The organism is Actinomadura rudentiformis (assembly GCF_008923185.1).
Taxonomy (GTDB): domain Bacteria; phylum Actinomycetota; class Actinomycetes; order Streptosporangiales; family Streptosporangiaceae; genus Spirillospora; species Spirillospora rudentiformis.
In genome coordinates this window covers 321516-340531 of the sequence record NZ_WBMT01000005.1, presented here as the reverse complement: position 1 = coordinate 340531, position 19016 = coordinate 321516, and the positions used below count along the sequence as shown (strand labels likewise).

Here is a 19016-nt window from a genome sequence, read left to right as displayed (position 1 = left end):
ACGTTGCGCCCCGTGGCGCAGATCCAGGGGAGCTGTGACGGCCGGTTCAGCAAGGTGGCTGAGGCGTTGGCGGCCTCACTGGACGCCGAGGATGTGGGCGCTTCGGCGGCGGTCCACATGGACGGCGAGCCGGTGGTCGACATCTGGGGTGGCTACGTCGATACGGCCGCCGGCATCCCGTGGGAGCGCGACACCATCACCAGCGTCTGGTCCACGACCAAGACGATGACGGCCCTGTGCGCGCTGATCCTCGCCGATCGCGGCGAGCTCGACTTGGACGCGCCGGTCGCACGCTACTGGCCGGAGTTCGCGGCCGCGGGCAAACAGGATGTGCGGGTCAGGCACCTGCTCGGGCACACCGCGGGCCTTCCGACCTGGGACAAGCCGGTCACGGCCGCGGACCTTTACGATTCCCAGGCCGTCACCGGACTGCTGGCCGCGCAGGCCCCGCAATGGGAGCCGGGTACCGAGGCGGGCTACCACTCGATCACGTTCGGCTTCCTCGTGGGCGAGGTCGTCCGTCGCGTCACCGGACGCGGCCTGGGCGCGTTCTTCGCCGAGGAGGTGGCCGGGCCGTTGGGCGCCGATTTCCACATCGGCCTGCCCGCCGAGCACGACCATCGTGTCGCTCCGCTGATCGCCGATCCCCAGGGGGACAAGCCGGAGGGTTTCCCGGTCGGGGTGTCCGACGCCAACACCTCAGCCTGGCGGCGTGCCGGAATACCGGCCATCGGAGGTTTCGGCAACGCCCGCTCGGTCGGCGCCGTGCAGTCGGTGCTGGCAAGCGGGGGCGCACGCCTCTTGTCGGAAGCCGGCTGCGAGCGCGTCTTCGAGGAGCAGTACAGCGGAGAGGACCGCATCCTGGGCATACCGGTCCGCTGGGGCATGGGCTACCGCATCGAGAACCACACCTGCTCATGGGGCGGATGGGGCGGTTCGCTGGTGCTCGTCGACTTCGACCACCGCATGACGGTGTCGTACGTGATGAACCAGGTGCTGTGGGACGGCGGCTATGACAGGGCGTTGAGCATCGTCCTGGCCGCCTACGACGCGATCATCTAGCTCGAGGACCGCTGGCGGTCAGCCGAGCCGGTGAGCAGCGTGCGTGGGATCATGCGGCTTTCCGGACGGCAGGGAGGGTGCGGGGTCATGGCGGAGACACGGTATTTCGAGAAGAACGACAAGGGCGTCGTCCGACGCTGGCACATCACCCTGGACGGCATCCGCTGCCACATGGGCTGGGGCGTGGCCGGCGGCGCCATGCGCGGGTCGAGCATGACGCTCGACGACGAGGCGCACGCGCTCCGCCACGTCACCATGAAGATCAGCGAGAAGGAGCGGGCCGGGTACGTCGAGGTCGCGCCCGGGCCACAGGCGAAAGCGGAGCCCGATACCGAGGCGGACGTCCGGCTGCTCGAGGTGATCAGGTACGGCGACAAGTACGAGCCGGTCGCCGGGCACGCAGGCGTGGTCGTGAGATTCCACGACCGCATGGCCGGGCCCGGGCCGTTCTACGACTACTGCATCCTCGGCGAGGACGCGGGCCGGGGCCTGTCCCTGGTGGTGAAGAAGCCCGGTCACGACGAGGCGATGGTGTCGGCCTTCCTGGACTTCGTCCGGCCGCGCGTCGGGCTGGCCTTCGACGGCCGCTCTCACCACAAGGTGCCGCTACCCGCGCCGATCGGCCCGTTCGACCACGTGCTGTTCTGCGGGCCCTCGCTGACGGCCGTGAACTATGGGGGCAGGCTCGGCAGGGTCTTCCCGATCCGCGACTGCGAGATCGGCGACGAGGACACCGAGACGTTCGTCGAGGCACGGATCCAGGGGCGCAACTCGATGCCCTCCACCACGTGGGACCGCGAGCCGTTCCCCGTCATCGACCTGAAGTTCGACCTGCGGCGGGCGGACGGCTTCGAGGACATGGGCGGCCGCACGTCGTTGCGGGAGAAGACGTTCAAGGTCTACCCGCGGGCAATGGTGGAACGGGCGCTACGGCTCATGCCGCAGGCGGACGCCGGTAGCGTGCTGGAGATCCGCAACTACCGGCACCACGTCCTGAAGGTGACACCCGAGCAACCGCGAACGCTCGACGAGGCCGACCGCTTCCTGCTCGGACCGGCCCTGACGGCATCGTGACACCGGCTGGAGCGCTTCACGCCGACGCCTGGACCTCATGCGCGCAGTAAGCATCCGTCCGCCGGGCATAGGCGACGTACACCTTGCCCTTGGCTGTAATACGACCTCGGCGCCGCATGACCGGCTCTGAATCCGGGGCTATGAGGTCACAACGGAATTGATGATGCGGCGTGCCGTGGCCGTTGCCTTGGGGGTGTTCAGGCGTAGGGCCGTGTTGGTCGCCATGAGGACTGCGTCGATGTGGAAGGCGGTCATTTCAGGGTCTTTCGCGGCCAGCTCCCCGGCTTTGATGGCGTGGGTCAGCTCTGTCGAGAGGAGGGTGCGCCAGCTGTTGTGCTGGTTCACCAGGGCGTCGCGGACGGGACCTGGTCGGCTGTCGAAGTCGGGGAGGTTGGCGGCCCAGAAGCAGCCGCCTTCGAAGAGTGGCGTCTCGGCGTAGACGATCCAGCGGTCTATCAGGGCGCTGAGACGGGCCAGGCCTTCGGGTGCGGGGAGGGCGGGCGCCACGACCGCTTCGTAGAACTCCCTGGCCGCCGTGTCGATGGTGGCCAGGTGGAGGTTCTCCTTGGTCCGGAAGAGAGTCTGGATGCCGCTCTTGCTCAGGCCAAGGTCGGTGGCGAGGCGGCCGAGGCTGAGGCCGTTGAGGCCCTCCAGGGAGGCGACGTCCACGGCGTGGCGCGTGATGGCCTGCCTGGATCGGGCGCCGCGCAGGAGTCTTCCGTCGGTCATCGAGTCATCTCTTCGCACCCTTGCAGTATACGTACGTACGACCGTATGTTTTGTTGCATGGACAGTGATCGCATGTTCGGGCTGGCGCAGGCGCTGGCCGAGGCGAAGAGCAGGCAGGACGTTCCGGCGGCGATGAAGCTGCTGCACGAGGAGATGGTGCTGGAGGCCCCCGCCTTCGGGTCGGTGGCGAGGGGGACGGAGGAGAACGCCAGGGCGCTGACCGGGTTCTTCGCGGTCTTTCCGGACTACGAGGTCGAGCTGGAGGGCCACGCGTCCGACGGCGAGACGCTGGTGTGCTGGGGAACGGTACGGATGACCATGACCGGGCCGGCCTACGGAGTGACCCCCAACGGGCGGCGGGCCGAGCTGCCGGTCTTCATCACGTTCACCTTCAAGGACGACCTGATCGTGAGTGAACGGTTCTTCTTCGATCTGGCGGCGCTCTGTTCACAGTCGGGTGTCTCCACGGACAAGGTGCTGGCGGTGCGGTGATGGACTCCCGGGTGAAGGACGTCGACGAGATCAAGACCGGCTTCCTGTTCGACATCGTCGTCGATCTGCAGACCCCGGTGGACGTGGGCGACGGGCCGTTCGGCCGGCGCATCATGTTCGGCGCCAAGGGCGGGACCTTCGAGGGGCCGAAGCTGCGCGGCGAGGTGCTGCCGGGCGGTGGTGACTGGACGTTGTTCCGGGCCGACGGGACCATGCATCTGGACGTCCGGCTGATCCTGCGCACGGACGACGGCGCGCCGATCTACATGACGTACGGCGGGCGGTGGGTCAGGCCCGCGGAGGTACGGACCGGCAAGCCCGAAGAGGTCGATCCCTCGCGGTACTACTTCCGGACCACCGTGTTCTTCGAGACGGGCGCGGAGCAGTACACGTGGCTGAACGACGTCGTGTGCGTCGCGTCCGGCTACCTGGTGGACGGCGGCGTCGCCTACAAGGTCTTCGAGGTGCTCTAGCGCCGTCGGTGTGGCCGGTCGGCCACACCGACGGCGGTGATCAATCCGGGGGTGTTCGCAGGATGAGCTGCCGCGTGCCGCCGGGGATCTGCCTGCCTCGCTCGTCGAGATACGTGAGGCTGGCAAAGGTGGTGGATGCCGGCAGTGTGAGGGCGATGTAGCGGGGTCCGTTCGGATTGTCAGCGCGAGGGAGCGTTGAGGCGGACCGGGGCTTGCCAGATGTGATGACCCGGACGGTGCGAACGTCGGGATGGAAAGCGCCGATGACGGCCCAGGCTCTCTCCGGGTCGTTCCGATTGCCTAGACGCGTGGCCAGGAGATCGGCCTCACCCGCACGATCAAACGTGACTTCACCTGCGGGGCAGCCGCTCCGTCGCTGGCCGACCCCGGCGGTGTCCCATTCGGCTCCGAGGATGTTTCGCCTCTTGGAGACCAGCTCCACCCCGGATTCCGGCCTCTGGCAGGTGTCCTTGTGGAAGGACGGCACCAGCCAGTACTCGTCGCGCCCCGCCTTCCCGTGAACGAGTGCGTTCTCGGTCGGCAGCCGGTCGACGTACTCGGACTCGACGTGGAGGTAGGAGAAGCCCAGCAGCGGCACGGTGGCCAGGGCCAGCCCTCCTGCCACGATCGCGCGGCGCCGCCTGGACCGTGGCCGTCCGGTCGACGGGGCGACCGGGGGCTCGGCAATGATCGCCTTCAGCAGGACCTGGGCTCCTTCGTCGGACGCGTCGCAGCCGAGCTCGTGGTCGCGCAGAGCGGCGGTGCTCGTCAGCAACGCATCGATACGGGAAGTCATCAGCAACGGCTCCCTTCAGCCTCGGGGCGAATCGAGTCCGCGCCTTGAAAATCTGTGATGCCGGCGGCGTCCAGCGCCCGTGCGAACCGCCTGCGGGCACGATGCAGCCTGATGGCCACGGCGTTCCGAGAGCAGTCCAGGACCTTGGCGATCTCGCCGTGGTCCAGGCCCTCCCAGGCCATCAGGGCAAGGACCTCCCGATCACCCTCCGGCAAGGTCTGGAAGACCTCCACTGCCGGTGAGGTCCGGTACGTGTCGGCGTGCGCGACCGCCGGCTGGACAGCCAGTTCGGCAGAGAGCACGGCGGTCTTCTTCTGGTGGCGCTGCTGCCCGCGTTTGTGGTTGGCGATGACGCGGCGTGCCACGCCATAGAGCCACAGGCGCGCGTCATCGCCTTCGGGCAGGTCGTCGATCCGCCGCCATGCCGTAACGAACGTCTCAGCGACGATGTCGGCCGCGTCCTCCGCCGAACCGCAGCGGCGCAGAACGAAGCCGAGGATGGGGCGATAGGTCTGCCGGTAGACCGCTTCGAAGCGGTGCGCAGGGTCCTCACCCATTCAGGTTCCTCGCCATGTCGGTCTCCCAGTGGTCGGGGCTCACTGTCACAGAGACCATGTCCGGGAGGACCGTCATCCTTTCGTGTTCGGGAATCCTCTCGTGTTCGGGAATCCTCGTTCGGGCTCCTCCACACGGACGAAGCCGTGGTGCGCCAGGATCTCGGCCAGCCGCACACCCACCGGGCTCAGCGCGCGCCCGGTGCCCCCGCAGTCATGGCACGGCACCTGGCGGGAACCCGCTGGTTGCGCCGCGTCATGCTCGTTCATCGCGCGCTCGACCGCCGCGACGATCGACGGCGCCCCGACCGCCGTGTCCGTGGGAGCCGCCGCCCGGAAGCCGTTTCCGCCCCCTCCAGGGCGCAGTCCGGCGGCGCGGCGGGCTGCCTCGGCGACCCGGGCGAGTTCCTCCGCGCGCTCGTACCACGCCCTCCAGGAACGGCTCGTCACGTCGCCTTGGCCCCCGCATGTCACGCACGCCGTCTCCAGCGCGTCCAGGAAACGACTCCACTGGGCGACCAGGCCATTTTCGGGATTGTCACGCGACACGAGCCACCAGCGATCCACCGATCCGCAACCAAGGGATCCGGACTCGACCGAGATCCGCACCTGAACACCGATACGCACGGAACGGCTCCGGGGTTCAAAAAAGGCTGCCGATACCAGTCGAGGTGGCTCTGTCGACCAGGTTTTTCGGCGGGAGTTGGGTCTTGCCGCGCGGGATACGGCATGTCACGATCGCGCCAATTCTTAGGAAACTTTCCTAAGAATCATCTCGGGAAGGAGCGATCGGATGCGACGGATGGTGGTACTGCTCGCGGCGGTGACGCTGCTGGCAGGCCTGCTCCCGGCCGTCCTGTCGACGGCGGCGGAGGCGGCGGCCTGCGCGACGCGGTGGAACGCCTCCACCGCCTACCACGGCGGCGCGGTGGTGTCCCACAACGGGCACAACTGGTCGGCGAAGTGGTGGACGCAGAACGAGACGCCCGGCAGCGCCGACGTGTGGGCCGACCAGGGCACCTGCGGCGGCGGCACGACCGACCCTGGCCCCGGCGGCTTCGTGGTGAGCCAGGCGCAGTTCGACCAGATGTTCCCGAGCCGGAATTCGTTCTACACCTACAACGGCCTGACCTCCGCGATGAACGCCTTCCCCGCGTTCGCCAAGACCGGCAGCGACACCGTCAGGAAGCAGGAGGCGGCAGCCTTCCTGGCCAACGTCAACCACGAGACCGGCGGGCTGGTCCACATCGTGGAGCAGAACACCTCCAACTACCCGCACTACTGCGACCGCAGCCAGCCCTACGGATGCCCTGCGGGCCAAGCCGCGTACTACGGGCGCGGCCCCATCCAGCTCAGCTGGAACTTCAACTACAAGGCCGCGGGCGACACCCTCGGCCTCAACCTGCTGAACGACCCGTGGCTGGTGGAACGGGATGCCGCTGTCTCGTGGAAGACCGCCCTCTGGTACTGGATGACGCAGAGCGGCCCCGGCACCATGAGCGGTCACAGCGCGATGGTCAACGGCCGCGGATTCGGCGAGACGATCCGCAGCATCAACGGCGCCCTGGAATGTGACGGCAGGAATCCGGCCACAGTGCAGAGCCGGGTGAACGCCTACCAGCGCTTCACGCAGATCCTGGGCGCGCCCCAAGGCAACAACCTGTACTGCTGACAACGCCTGATCGAGGCTCCTCCTTCGCGTGAGGGGCCTCGACGTCGGTCTGAGGAGCTAACTCAGCCCACGGTCACCCATGGCCAGGTCCCAAGCACCGGCCGGAACGATGTCGACTTCGGCGCCCTCCATGTAGCTCTCGCCGTACAACTCGTACGCCTCTTCGAGCGATGCCGCGTAGACGTTGTCGTAGTACGTGCGACCTTCCTTGGTGCGGGTTCGCTTGGAGAACGCCTTTTGGGGCTGCTGTTCGTCCATCTCCACAGCATAAGGAGCCGGTCTGACAGTCCCTCACCCGTTCGCCAAGCGGAGCTGTCGCGCTCTCAGTCATCGGCTGTGAAGTCCGCCGGAAACCGTCGCCCCCTTGAAGGGGCGACGGTGCGCGTCTTTGGTGCTGCCCTGCCTTGTGGGTCAGGCCTCGGGCCCTGTTACAGGTGTTTCTGGAGTTACAGGTGTTTCAGTCGAACAGTGTTCAGTCGAGCCTCGCGTACACGAACGGTACGACGAAGGCGATGAGGGCCAGCGCCTCGGCCAGCGAGAACCCCAGAATCATGGTCTGGCGGATCGTCGCGGTGAGCTCCGGCTGCCTGGCGATGGCAAGGACGCCCATCCCGAAGATCAGGCCGATCGCGATGCCGGGGCCGACGGTGGCGATACCGAAGGCGATGGCGGCGATGTGACCCTTCACCTCGGCGACGACGGGCAGTGGTGCGTCGGACATGCGTTTGATCTCCTCACTGGTGGTGAGGCTCTCGTAGTCGCCGGCGACGCCCGCTATGGAGGATGGCTAACAAACACAAGAACCTCTTTCCGACGTGGATGACTCACGGGGAGACATGCCCCGCACACCCCCGGCAGACGACTGCCCGGGGCGGCCGGAACCGGCCCCCCACAGCCAACAGATCTCTGATAGGGGCCCTGCTCAGACGGGCCGCCACTCTCGGCGTTAGCGCATAACATTCCCGTAACCTTCAAAGCTTGTGATCATGCGAATCTGCTGGTCAGAGCGGCAGTGGGCGGTCCGGCCTGAAGATCACCAAATGTTTGCGCTATCAAAATCTCCACGTCAGGTGTTGACAGGCACTGGGCGTTAGCGCAAACATTTCGGCAACGTTACGAGTGTGTAGGAGATCACATTGAGCACCGCCGCACCTGCCCCCGCCGGGCGTTCGCGCGGCGCGGTGATGGAGGACGTCGCCGCGCTCGCGGGCGTCTCGGCGATGACGGTGTCCCGTGTGCTCAACAGCCCCGAGAAGGTCCGGCCGAAGACCCGTGACAAGGTGCTGGCCGCCATGCGGGAGCTGGACTACCGGCCCAACTCCGCGGCGCGCGTCCTGGCGACCGGCCGCTCCGGGGTCCTCGGCGTGGTCAGCTTCGACACCACCCTGTACGGGCCGGCCTCGACCCTGTACGGGATCGAGCAGGCCGCGCGCAGCGCGGAGTACACCACCACGATCACCAGCCTGGACACGTTGAACCGGGGAGCGATCGAGGACGGCGTGAACCGGCTCCGTTCACAGTCGGTCGACGGTGTCATCATCATCGCTCCCCATCTGTCGGCGGTGGACGAACTGCGCAGGCTGCCGCGCGACTTTCCCGTGGTGGCGGTCCGGGCCGCCGACGACGTCCAGTTTCCGGTGGCCGCCGTGGACCACCACGCGGGCGCGGCGCGGGTCACCCGCCATCTTCTGGATCTCGGGCACGAGACCGTGTGGCACCTGGCCGGGCCGTCCGACTGGGTGGACGCCGCGGCGCGCGTCGCGGGCTGGCGGGAGGCGCTGGCCGGCCGGGAGGCCCCGACCCCGCTGATCGGCGACTGGAGTGCCCGGTCCGGTTACGAGCAGGGCCGGCTGCTGGCCGCCGACCCCGCGGTGACGGCGGTGTTCGCCGCCAACGATCCGATGGCGCTGGGCCTGCTGCGCGCGCTGCGCGAGGCGGGCCGGCGGGTCCCCGACGACGTGAGCGTGGCGGGCTTCGACGACGTGCCCGAGGCGCCCTACTTCGCACCACCGCTGACCACCGTCCGCCAGCCGTTCGGCGAGGTCGGACGGTACGCCTTCCAGATGTTGCTCGAACGCCTCGACGGCGCGACGGGGGCTCCCCGGCGCACCGCCGAGCCTGAACTGGTGGTCCGGGAGAGCACCGCTCCCAGACCGCGCACCTGACCACCCACGAGATCGCACCCGTATCCGGCGCGCCGGAATGTTAGCGCTAACCAAAGCTAATGCTAGTTAGGTAAGGAAACAGCTCGTGCGCATCACCAAGATCGACACGCACGTCGTGGGAACGCCCTGGCGGAACCTCACGTTCGTGACCGTTCACACCGACGAGGGCCTGACCGGTGTCGGCGAGACCAGGATGCTCGGTCACACCGAGGCCCTGCGGGGTTACCTGGCCGAGGCCGAGCGCCGGCATGTCGTCGGCAGCGACCCGTTCAACATCGAGGACCTGGTCCACCGGATGAAGTACGGCGACTACGGCCGTGCCGGCGAGATCGTCATGTCCGGGATCGCGTGCGTGGAGATGGCGTGCTGGGACATCGTCGGCAAGGCCCTCGGCCAGCCGGTGTGGCGGCTGCTCGGCGGGAAGGTGCGCGACCGGGTCAAGGCCTACGCCAACGGCTGGTACACCGTCGACCGCACCCCGGAGGAGTTCCACGCCGCCGCCACGCGGGTCGTCGAGCGCGGTTACCAGGCGCTCAAGCTCGACCCGTTCGGCGCGGGCCAGATGGAGCTCGACCATGCCGAGACGATGCGTTCGATCAGCCTGGTGGAGGCGGTCCGCGACGCGATCGGGCCCGAGCGGGAACTGCTGGTCGAGATGCACGGCCGGTTCTCCCCCGCCACTGCGATCCGGCTGGCCGGGCTGCTCGCGCCGTACGCCCCGGCCTGGCTCGAAGAGCCCGTCCCGCCGGAGAACCTCAAGGCCCTCGCCAAGGTCTCCGAGCACACCGATCTGCCGATCGCGACCGGCGAGCGCATCCACGACCGGATCGAGTTCCGCGAGCTGTTCGAGCTCCAGGCCGCCGACATCATCCAGCCCGACGTCGGGCACAGCGGCGGCATCAGCGAGGTCCGCAAGCTGGCGGCCACCGCCGAGACCCACTTCATCCAGGTCGCCCCGCACAACGTGGGCGGTCCGGTGCTCACCGCCGCCTCGCTCCATCTGGGGGTGTGCGTGCCCAACTTCAAGATCCTCGAACACTTCAACGACTTCGCCGACGCCGCGATCAAGGGGGTCGCCACCGGCCTGCCCGAGGTCGTGGACGGCTACTTCGGGCTTCCGGAGGAGCCCGGCCTGGGCGTCCATCTCGACCTGGACGCGGCCGCGGAGTTCCCGCAGCAGAATGCGGACTTCGACCTTTTCGCCGAGGACTGGCACCTGCGCCGCGGAACCGGCAAGTGAGCCGCGCGCTGCTGGTACCCGAGCCGGGCCGTTTCCAGCTGGTGCCGGAAGACCCGCCGGAGCCGGGTCCGGGCGAGGCGCTCGTCCGGGTCGCCGCCGCGGGACTGTGCGGCAGCGACCGCGAGCTCTACGACGGGACCCGCCCGGCCGACTTCGCCAAGTACCCGATCGTGCCGGGCCACGAATGGTCGGGCACGGTCGCCGCGGTCGGCCCCCAGGCGGACCCCGCCATGGTGGGGGCCCTGGTGGTCGGCGAGGGGTTCCGCGGCTGCCTGGTCTGCGGTCCGTGCCGGGACGGCTCCCCCAACCTGTGCCTGGCCGGTTACGACGAGACCGGGTTCACCCGGCCCGGCGCATTCGCCGACCACCTGCTGCTGCCCGCGCGCATGCTGCACGTCCTGGCGCCGGGCGCGGACCTGCGGGCGGCGGCGCTGCTGGAGCCGGCCGCCGTGATCGCCGCCGTGGTCCGGCAGGTCTCGCTGCGGCCGGGAGAGTCGGCGGCGGTGGTCGGCGCGGGCACCCTCGGGATGTTGACGCTGCAACTGCTGTCCGCCGCGTCCCCCGCGCGGCTGGTGGCGATCGACCCGCGGTCCGAACGCGGCGAGACCGCGATCGAGGCGGGCGCGACCGAGTTCCTGCGCCCGGGCGAGGCCGCCGAGGGCACCTTCGACGTCGTGGTGGAGACCGCGGGCGCCCCCGGCACCGCGCACGCGGCAGTGGCGCTGACGCGCCGCGGCGGCCGGGTGGCGGTCACCGGGATCCCGGCCGACCCCGCCGACGCCGTCTCCACGTCTCTGCTGGTCACACGTGCCCTTAGGCTGCATACGGTCTTCGGCGCGGGCCCGGCGGACTGGGCTTACGCGGTACGCGCGTTCGACTCCGGGGTGCTCCGGCCCGCCTCATTGATCACCCATGAGCTGCCACTCGCCGAGTTCGAGGCCGCGCTGAGCCTGAGCGGCTCCGCGGACGCGGGCAAGGTCCTGCTCCGCCCTGACCTCGACTGACCCGACAGCAGACTCATCCGACGCATGATCGAGGACTTCATGACTTCCACACCCATCAACGACCGGCCCGATGGAGCCGACGCGTTGGCATCCGATTCGTACGCCGCCAATGCGTACGCCCACCGCCCGGCGGCCCGCCGGCCCGGCGAGCACGCTCTGGAAGATCTCGGCTTCCCGCCCAGCGCCGAGACGGTCCCGTCCTCCGCGCACGCCTTCCCCGACGGTGGAACGTGGCGGACCGAGCTGCCGTCCTGCGAGGGACCGGCCGTGCTGGAGGCCGTCCTCGCCGAGAGTGCCCGGCTGGCGGTGCCGCTGCACCGCATCAGCCAGGGCAGTGGCGTGTGGATGCTGACCGACGCCGAGATCATCCAGATGGTCGCGGCCTGCGACGAGAACGACATCGAGCTGTGCCTGTTCCTCGGCCCGCGCGGGACCTGGGACCCGGGCGCCGGCGGCCGCGCCTACCTGGCGTCCGGGCCGCGCGCCCGGGGCCGCGACCAGCTCGCGCAGTGCGTGGAGGAAGCGGAGCGCGCCACCGCGCTCGGGGTGCGATGCCTGCTCGTCGCGGACGAGGGCGTGTTGTGGACGCTGCACAAGATGCGCGCCGCCGGCCGCCTGCCCGCCGACACCACGTTCAAGGTCTCGGCGCTGGTCGGGCCGGTCAACCCCGCCTCCTACGCGGTGTGGGAACAGCTCGGCGGCGACTCGCTGAACGTGCCCAGTGACCTCACCCTCGCCCAGATCGCCGAGATCCGCGCGGTCAGCACTGCTCCCATGGACTTCTACGTGGAGACACCCGACGACCTCGGCGGCTTCGTGCGGATGTACGAGGCGGCGGAGCTGATCCGCTGCGGCGCCCCGATCTACCTGAAGTTCGGCCTGCGCAACGCGGCGCCGATCTACCCGATGGGCCGTCATCTGAACGCGCTGGCCGTGGAAAGCGGCCGTGAGCGTGTCCGGCGCGGCCGGCTCGTCCTCGATCTTCTCGCCCGGCTCGGCGCCGACGGCGGGATGTCCCCACTCGGTTCACGAACCCCTGGCCCGCTTCGGCGGTTCCCGCTCGCCGAAGCGGCCGCCCTCACCACCTGAGAAACACCCACCCCAAGGAGAACGACATGAAACTCGGGCGTCTCACGACGGCGGTCACCGCCCTCGCCCTCACCATGGCGGCGGCCGCGTGCGGCTCCGCCGAGAAGGACATCGACAAGAAGCCCCAGGCGGGCGACGCCAAGGGCGCGCTGATCGGCGTCACCATGCCGACCAAGTCGTCCGAACGCTGGATCAGCGACGGCAACAACGTCAAGTCCAGCCTGGAGAAGCTCGGCTACAAGGTCGACCTGCAGTACGCCGAGAACGACATCCCCACCCAGGTCAGCCAGATCGAGAACCAGATCACCAAGGGCGCCAAGCTGCTGATCGTCGCCTCCATCGACGGCACCACCCTGACGACCCAGCTCCAGCAGGCCGCCGACAGCAAGATCCCGGTGATCGCTTACGACCGGCTGATCCGCAACAGCCCGAACGTCGACTACTACGCCACGTTCGACAACTTCAAGGTCGGCGTGCAGCAGGCGACCTCACTGCTGGTCGGGCTCAAGCTGAAGAACGCCGACGGCTCCGAGGGCAAGGCCAAGGGCCCGTTCAACGTCGAGCTCTTCGCGGGCTCCCCGGACGACAACAACGCCACGTTCTTCTTCAACGGCGCGATGTCGGTGCTCAAGCCCTACATCGACAAGGGCACCATCGTCGTCAAGAGCGGCCAGAAGGACTTCAAGACGATCGCCATCCTGCGCTGGGACCCGGCCACCGCCCAGAAGCGCATGGAGGACCTGCTCACCAAGACCTACCGCGGCGGCGCGAAGGTCGACGGCGTGCTGTCGCCCTACGACGGCCTGTCCATCGGCATCCTGTCGGCCCTCAAGAGCAACGGCTACGGCACCGGCTCCCAGCCGTACCCGATCGTGACCGGGCAGGACGCGGAGCTGGCCTCGGTCAAGTCGATCAACGCCGGTGAGCAGTACTCCACCATCTTCAAGGACACGCGCCAGCTCGCCGCCGAGACGGTGAAGATGGCCGACACCGTGCTCAAGGGCGGCAAGCCCGCGGTCAACAACACCAAGGACTACGACAACGGCAAGAAGGTCGTCCCGTCGCAGCTGCTGCAGCCGGTGATCGTTGAGAAGTCCAACGTCAAGTCGGTCCTGCTCGACAGCGGCTACTACACCCAAGCGCAGCTCGGCTGATCATCATGGTTGACGACATTCTCACGATGTCCGGGATCACCAAGACGTTCCCCGGCGTCAAGGCCCTCGAAGACGTCTCACTGTCGGTGCGGCGCGGCGAGATCCACGCGATCTGCGGGGAGAACGGCGCGGGCAAGTCGACGCTGATGAAGGTTTTGTCGGGGGTGTACCCGCACGGCTCGTACGAAGGCGAGATCCGCTTCGACGGCGAGCCGTGCCGGTTCGCCGGCATCCGCGACAGCGAGGCCCGCGGGATCGTCATCATCCACCAGGAGCTCGCGCTGTGCCCGCAGCTGTCGATCGCCGAGAACATCTTCCTCGGCAACGAACAGGCCAAGCGCGGCGTGGTCGACTGGAACCGCACCAATCACGAGGCCGGTCGGCTGCTGGAACGGGTCGGGTTGCCGGCGAACCCGGTCACGCCGATCGCCGACCTCGGCGTGGGCAAGCAGCAGCTCGTCGAGATCGCCAAGGCGCTGTCCAAGCGGGTGCGCCTGCTGATCCTCGACGAGCCGACCGCGGCGCTCAACGACGAGGACTCGGCGCACCTGCTGGACCTCATCCGCGGGCTCCGGGACGAGGGCATCACCTCGGTGATCATCTCGCACAAGCTCAACGAGGTGCTGGCGGTCGCCGACACGATCAGCATCCTGCGTGACGGCCGGATGATCGAGACCCTCGATCCGTCGACCGGCGGCGTCACCGAGGAGCGGATCATCTCCGGCATGGTCGGCCGCGACCTGGAGCACCGCTATCCCCCGCGGGAGCCGGAGATCGGCTCGGAGGTGCTGCGGATCGAGGACTGGACGGTGCACAGCCCGTCCCAGCCCGACCGCCCGGTGGTGTCGGGGGCGAACCTCCGGCTGCGCCGCGGCGAGATCGTCGGGCTGGCCGGGCTGATGGGCGCCGGCCGGACCGAACTGGCCATGAGCGTGTTCGGCCGTTCCTACGGCACCGGGGCCTCCGGTCGCCTCTACAAGGACGGCAAGGCGATCGAGGCACGTTCGGTCGGGGCGGCGATCCGGCACGGTCTCGCCTACGCGACCGAGGACCGCAAACGGTACGGCCTCAACCTGATCCAGAACATCAAGCTCAACGTCGCGAGCGCGGGCCTGTCCAGGCTGGCCCGGCTCGGCTGGGTGCACGACCACCGCGAGTACCAGGTGGCCGAGGAGTACCGCACCAGCATGAACATCAAGGCGCCCGACGTGCTCGCGGTGACCGGCAAGCTCAGCGGCGGCAACCAGCAGAAGGTCGTGCTGGCCAAATGGATCTTCACCGATCCGGACGTGCTGATCCTGGACGAGCCCACCCGCGGCATCGACGTGGGCGCCAAGTACGAAATCTATTCGATCATCAACCGGCTGGCTGCCGAGGGGAAGGCGATCCTGCTCATCTCCTCGGAGCTGCCGGAGCTGCTGGGCATGTGCGACCGCATCTACACCATGGCGGCCGGCCGGATCACCGGTGAGGTCGACCGCGCGGACGCCACCCAGGAGCGCCTCATGCACCACATGACCATGGACCTCACCACCAACGGCGCCAACGGCGCCGACACAGCCAACCCCTCCGACACAGCCAACCCCGTCGACACCATCACCAAGGAGCAGGCCGGATGAGTGACACCGCCACCTCCGCGAACACTGCCGCGGCGAAATCCGCCGCGGCCGGGCCGCGCCGGCCCGCGCCATCGCCGCGGCTGTCGTTCAACCTCCGGCAGAGCGGCATCTATGTCGCGTTCGCACTGATCGTCGTGCTGTTCTCGGTTCTCACCGGAGGAGACCTCCTCCAGCCGCAGAACATCTCCAACATCATCGTGCAGAACTCCTACATCCTGATCCTGGCGATCGGGATGATCTTGATCATCATCTCCGGCCATATCGACCTGTCGGTGGGCTCGGTCGTCGGCGTCACCGGCGCCATCGCGGCCGTGCTGATGGTCAACCATGACATCCCATGGGCGCTGGCCCTGGTGCTGACGCTGGTCGCCGGGGCGGCGATCGGCGCATGGCAGGGCTACTGGACGGCCTACTTCGGCATCCCGTCGTTCATCGTCACGCTCGCGGGGATGCTGCTGTTCCGCGCGCTGACCCTGACGGTGCTCGGCAACCAGGGCATCGGCCCGTTCCCCGACTCGGTCCGCACGCTGTCGAACGGGTTCACCGGGGGCTACCTCGGCAATGTCGCACTGGGGCCGCTCGGCGGCGCCGACCTGTTCAGCCTGCTCGCCGCGGCCGCCTCGATCGCGGCGCTGGCGGTCACCCAGTGGCGCACCCGGCAGGCACGCCGGGGGTACGGGCAGACGGTCGACCCGCTGCCGGTCTTCATCGGCAAGATCGTCGCGGCGGGCGCCCTCATCATGGCGGTCACCGTGCAGCTCGCCCGCTTCCACAACCTGCCCTGGGTGCTGGTCCTGCTGGCCGCGCTCGTGCTCGGGTACTCGCTGCTGACGGGCCGGACGGTCTTCGGCCGCCACATCTACGCGGTGGGCGGCAACCTGCAGTCGGCCGTGCTGTCGGGCGTCAAGGCCAAGTCGGTGGTCTTCTGGCTGTTCGTCAACATGGGCGTGCTGAGCGCCCTCGCCGGGGTCATCTTCGCCGGCCGCCTCAACCAGGCGGGCCCCACCGCGGGCAACGCGTTCGAGCTCGACGCCATCGCCGCCGCGTTCATCGGCGGGGCGGCCGTGCAGGGCGGCGTGGGCAAGGTGGTCGGCGCGATCACCGGCGGTCTGATCATGGCTGTCATCAACAACGGCATGTCCCTGATCGGCGCACCGAGCGAGCGCGTGATGCTCGTGAAGGGCCTGGTCCTGCTGGCCGCCGTCGCCTTCGACATCTGGACCAAGCGCCGCTCCGGGGCCCCGCTGCTCCGCTAGGGCGTCTCTGCACACCGTAGCGATCGCCCCATTCATCCGGAAGGACACCATGACCGACCACACCGTGGCCCAGGTCGACGACGCCTGCGCCGCGGCGGGCCACGCCGCCGCCGAGTTCGGCGACCTCACCGCCGTGCCGCTGACCGCGCGGGCCGCGTTCCTGCGCGGCATCGCCGACCGGCTCGACGAGGCCACCGGCGAGCTGATCGCCCTGGCCGCCGAGGAGACCGGCCTCGCGGCCGACCGTCTCACCGGTGAGATGTCCCGCACGACCGGGCAGCTCCGGCTGTTCGCCGACGTCGTCGAGGACGGCGGCTTCCTGGACATCGTGATCGAGGAGGGCGACCCGGCCCTGTACCGGCTCAACCGGCCCATCGGACCGGTCGCCGTGTACGCGGCGAGCAACTTCCCGTTCGCCTTCTCCGTCGCGGGCGGCGACACGGCCACCGCCCTCGCCGCCGGTTGCCCGGTGGTCGTCAAGGCGCACCCGGGCCACCCGCGGACGTCCCGGCGGACGGCCGAGCTGGTGCGGGACGCGCTGAACGAGGCACCGGTCAAGGCCCCGGAGGGCACGTTCGCGATGGTCGAGGGGTTCGAGGCCGGCCGCGCGCTGGTCCAGCACCCCGCGATCAAGGCGGCGGCCTTCACCGGCTCGACCCGGGGCGGGCGGGCGCTGTACGACCTCGCGAGCGGCCGTCCGGACCCGATCCCGTTCTACGGCGAGCTGGGCAGCGTCAACCCGGTGTTCGTCACGCCGTCGGCGGTGCGTGAACGTGCCGACGAGATCGCCCGTGGCTTCACGGCGTCGTTCACCAACAGCAGCGGCCAGCTCTGCACCAAGCCGGGCCTGCTGTTCCTTCCGGCGGGGCACGGTTTCGGGGACACCCTGAACCGCCTCGCCGAAGAGATCACACCGCGCCCCCTCCTGACGAGCGGCATCCAGGACGCCTTCGCCGAAGGCCTGGACGACCTGGCCGAACGTCCGGGGGTGTCACTGCTGGCCGGGCGGCGGTCCGACGGCGACCCCGCCCCGGCCGTGTTCTCCGTCCCTGCGAGCGAGCTGACGCCGGAGTTGTGGGAGGAGCACTTCGGCCCGGCCACGCTCATCGTGGAATACGACACCGAGGAGGAACTGCTCGCCGCCGCCAGCGCCATGCCCGGCTCGCTGACGGCCACCGTCCACGCCGAGCCGGAGGACGACCGGCTCGCCGACGCCCTCCTGGACAAGGTCCGCGACCGCGCGGGCCGCATCGTCTTCAACGGCTGGCCGACGGGCGTCGCGGTCACCGCCGCCATGCACCACGGCGGTCCCTGGCCCGCGACCACCGCGCCGTCCCACACCTCGGTCGGCACGGCCGCGATCCGCCGTTTCCTAGTCCCTGTCGTCTATCAGAACGTTCCTGTCCGGCTCTTGCCCGCACCCCTGAAAGGCCGTTCATGAAACTCACCCGACCCGTGGCCACCTCCGCCGCCGTGCTCACCGCGACGGCCCTCGTCCCGGCCGCGGCCGTCTCCGCCGCGGCCGCCCCGTCCGCCGCCCCCAAGATCTCCAAGGAGGCCTTCGGCGCCCTCCCCTCGGGCACCAAGATCGAGCGCTACACGCTGTCGAACGGCCGGGGGATGCGGGTGCGCATCCTCACCTACGGCGGCATCGTGCAGTCGCTGGACGTCCCTGACCGGCGTGGCCGCAGCGGCAACGTCGCGCTGGGCTTCAAGTCGCTCGCCGGTTACCTCAGCGAGGCCTACGCCACCGAGAACCCCTACTTCGGCGCCATCATCGGGCGGTTCGGCAACCGCATCGGCAAGGCGAGCTTCACCCTTGACGGCAAGACCTACAAGGTGCCCGCCAACGACGGCGTCAACAGCCTGCACGGCGGCAACAACGGCTTCGACAAGCGGGTCTGGAAGGCCCAGCCGATCAAGAAGGGCCGCGAGGTCTCCCTCCGCCTCACCCGCGTCAGCCCCGACGGCGAGGAGGGCTACCCCGGCAACCTCACCACCGCCGTCACCTACACCCTCACCCCGCGCAACGAGCTGCGCATCGGCTACAAGGCGACCACCGACAAGCCCACCGTGGTCAACCTGACCAACCACACCTACTTCAACCTGGCCGGTGAGGGCTCCGGCGGCGTCTACGACCACTCGATGCGCATCAACGCCAAGCGCTACACCCCCGTTGACACCGGCCTCATCCCGACCGGCAAGCTCGCCCCCGTCGCGGGCACGCCGCTCGACTTCACCAAGCCGCACAAGATCGGCCAGCGCATCCGCTCGAACCACCCGCAGATGGTGCGGGGACGCGGCTACGACCACAACTGGGTCCTGAACGGCCGGCACGCCGCCCGCGTCACCGAGCCGCGCAGCGGCCGGATCATGGACGTGCTGACGACCGAGCCGGGCCTGCAGTTCTACTCCGGCAACTTCCTGACCGGCCGTCTGGTCGGGACGAGCGGTCGCGCCTACCGTCAGGGTGACGGCTTCTGCCTGGAGACCCAGCACTTCCCCGACTCGCCCAACAAGCCCAACTTCCCGTCGACGACGCTGCGGCCCGGTAAGACCTACAACACCACCACGACCTACGCCTTCTCCGCCCGCTGACCCGTCCAGGGCGGGCGGCCCAGCCGCCCGCCCTTTCGG

The 19016-nt window shown here is 69.1% G+C and carries 20 protein-coding genes; 14 read left to right on the top strand and 6 right to left on the bottom strand.

What is annotated here, in order from left to right; genetic code table 11:
* Positions 1–12: 12 nt before the first annotated feature.
* Together F8566_RS12960 and F8566_RS12955 are read left to right on the top strand one after the other, a co-directional pair.
* On the top strand, positions 13–1062 hold the full coding sequence (locus F8566_RS12960) for a serine hydrolase domain-containing protein (RefSeq protein ID WP_192809650.1): 1050 nt from the start codon (positions 13–15) through the stop codon (positions 1060–1062).
* 87 nt (positions 1063–1149) lie between these two features.
* Complete coding sequence (locus F8566_RS12955; protein ID WP_151560427.1) at positions 1150–2136, top strand: hypothetical protein; 987 nt, start codon at positions 1150–1152, stop codon at positions 2134–2136.
* A gap of 138 nt (positions 2137–2274) precedes the next feature.
* Here the strand turns inward: F8566_RS12955 and F8566_RS12950 are convergent, their stop codons facing one another.
* Positions 2275–2865 (bottom strand): TetR/AcrR family transcriptional regulator, encoded by a 591-nt coding sequence (locus F8566_RS12950; protein ID WP_151560426.1) that lies wholly within the window; start codon positions 2863–2865, stop codon positions 2275–2277.
* A 57-nt stretch (positions 2866–2922) separates the two neighbouring features.
* On the opposite strand from F8566_RS12950, the gene F8566_RS12945 reads away from it, so the two are divergent.
* On the top strand, positions 2923–3357 hold the full coding sequence (locus F8566_RS12945; RefSeq protein WP_225993117.1) for an ester cyclase: 435 nt from the start codon (positions 2923–2925) through the stop codon (positions 3355–3357).
* On the top strand, positions 3357–3830 hold the full coding sequence (locus F8566_RS12940) for a DUF3237 domain-containing protein (RefSeq protein WP_151560425.1): 474 nt from the start codon (positions 3357–3359) through the stop codon (positions 3828–3830). Before F8566_RS12945 ends, F8566_RS12940 begins: the two co-directional genes overlap by 1 nt.
* Before the next feature lie 40 nt (positions 3831–3870).
* Here F8566_RS12940 and F8566_RS12935 read toward each other — a convergent pair whose 3' ends face one another.
* The 3 genes from F8566_RS12935 to F8566_RS12925 all read right to left on the bottom strand — a co-directional run bounded on the left by F8566_RS12935 (position 3871) and on the right by F8566_RS12925 (position 5807).
* Positions 3871–4626 carry a hypothetical protein gene (locus F8566_RS12935; protein ID WP_151560424.1) on the bottom strand — a complete coding sequence of 252 codons (756 nt, stop codon included), beginning with the start codon at positions 4624–4626 and terminating at the stop codon, positions 3871–3873.
* Positions 4626–5183, bottom strand: a complete 558-nt coding sequence (locus tag F8566_RS12930) for an RNA polymerase sigma factor (RefSeq protein ID WP_151560423.1) — start codon at positions 5181–5183, stop codon at positions 4626–4628. Before F8566_RS12930 ends, F8566_RS12935 begins: the two co-directional genes overlap by 1 nt.
* Before the next feature lie 72 nt (positions 5184–5255).
* The gene (locus tag F8566_RS12925; RefSeq protein ID WP_151560422.1) at positions 5256–5807 is read right to left on the bottom strand and encodes a hypothetical protein; all 552 of its coding nucleotides are present in this window, start codon (positions 5805–5807) and stop codon (positions 5256–5258) included.
* 166 nt (positions 5808–5973) lie between these two features.
* On the opposite strand from F8566_RS12925, the gene F8566_RS12920 reads away from it, so the two are divergent.
* Positions 5974–6852 (top strand): glycoside hydrolase family 19 protein, encoded by an 879-nt coding sequence (locus F8566_RS12920; protein ID WP_151560421.1) that lies wholly within the window; start codon positions 5974–5976, stop codon positions 6850–6852.
* 57 nt (positions 6853–6909) lie between these two features.
* Here the strand turns inward: F8566_RS12920 and F8566_RS12915 are convergent, their stop codons facing one another.
* A complete protein-coding gene (locus F8566_RS12915) occupies positions 6910–7110 on the bottom strand; it encodes a hypothetical protein (protein ID WP_151560420.1) in 201 nt (66 codons plus the stop codon).
* Between the two features lie 214 nt (positions 7111–7324).
* A complete protein-coding gene (locus tag F8566_RS12910; protein ID WP_151560419.1) occupies positions 7325–7573 on the bottom strand; it encodes an ATP synthase subunit c family protein in 249 nt (82 codons plus the stop codon).
* Positions 7574–7988: 415 nt separating this feature from the next.
* Between F8566_RS12910 and F8566_RS12905 the strand changes: the two genes are divergently transcribed.
* From F8566_RS12905 to F8566_RS12865, 9 genes are all read left to right on the top strand, one after another.
* Positions 7989–9017: a LacI family DNA-binding transcriptional regulator gene (locus F8566_RS12905; RefSeq protein ID WP_225993116.1), complete on the top strand. Its 1029-nt coding sequence runs from the start codon at positions 7989–7991 to the stop codon at positions 9015–9017.
* Positions 9018–9102: 85 nt separating this feature from the next.
* Positions 9103–10257 carry a mandelate racemase/muconate lactonizing enzyme family protein gene (locus tag F8566_RS12900; protein WP_151560418.1) on the top strand — a complete coding sequence of 385 codons (1155 nt, stop codon included), beginning with the start codon at positions 9103–9105 and terminating at the stop codon, positions 10255–10257.
* Entirely contained in the window at positions 10254–11261 is a 1008-nt protein-coding gene (locus F8566_RS12895) for a zinc-dependent alcohol dehydrogenase (RefSeq protein ID WP_151560417.1), read from the top strand. Before F8566_RS12900 ends, F8566_RS12895 begins: the two co-directional genes overlap by 4 nt.
* A 39-nt stretch (positions 11262–11300) precedes the next feature.
* Positions 11301–12350 carry a hypothetical protein gene (locus F8566_RS12890; RefSeq protein WP_225993115.1) on the top strand — a complete coding sequence of 350 codons (1050 nt, stop codon included), beginning with the start codon at positions 11301–11303 and terminating at the stop codon, positions 12348–12350.
* 26 nt (positions 12351–12376) lie between these two features.
* Positions 12377–13504: a multiple monosaccharide ABC transporter substrate-binding protein gene (chvE, locus tag F8566_RS12885; RefSeq protein WP_151560416.1), complete on the top strand. Its 1128-nt coding sequence runs from the start codon at positions 12377–12379 to the stop codon at positions 13502–13504.
* A 5-nt stretch (positions 13505–13509) separates the two neighbouring features.
* Positions 13510–15123: a multiple monosaccharide ABC transporter ATP-binding protein gene (gene mmsA / locus F8566_RS12880; protein ID WP_151560415.1), complete on the top strand. Its 1614-nt coding sequence runs from the start codon at positions 13510–13512 to the stop codon at positions 15121–15123.
* Positions 15120–16379: a multiple monosaccharide ABC transporter permease gene (gene mmsB / locus F8566_RS12875; RefSeq protein ID WP_151560414.1), complete on the top strand. Its 1260-nt coding sequence runs from the start codon at positions 15120–15122 to the stop codon at positions 16377–16379. Before mmsA ends, mmsB begins: the two co-directional genes overlap by 4 nt.
* A gap of 49 nt (positions 16380–16428) precedes the next feature.
* Complete coding sequence (locus F8566_RS12870) at positions 16429–17820, top strand: aldehyde dehydrogenase (NADP(+)) (RefSeq protein WP_151560413.1); 1392 nt, start codon at positions 16429–16431, stop codon at positions 17818–17820.
* Positions 17817–18977, top strand: a complete 1161-nt coding sequence (locus F8566_RS12865) for an aldose epimerase family protein (RefSeq protein WP_151560412.1) — start codon at positions 17817–17819, stop codon at positions 18975–18977. Before F8566_RS12870 ends, F8566_RS12865 begins: the two co-directional genes overlap by 4 nt.
* The last annotated feature ends 39 nt before the right edge of the window (positions 18978–19016 follow it).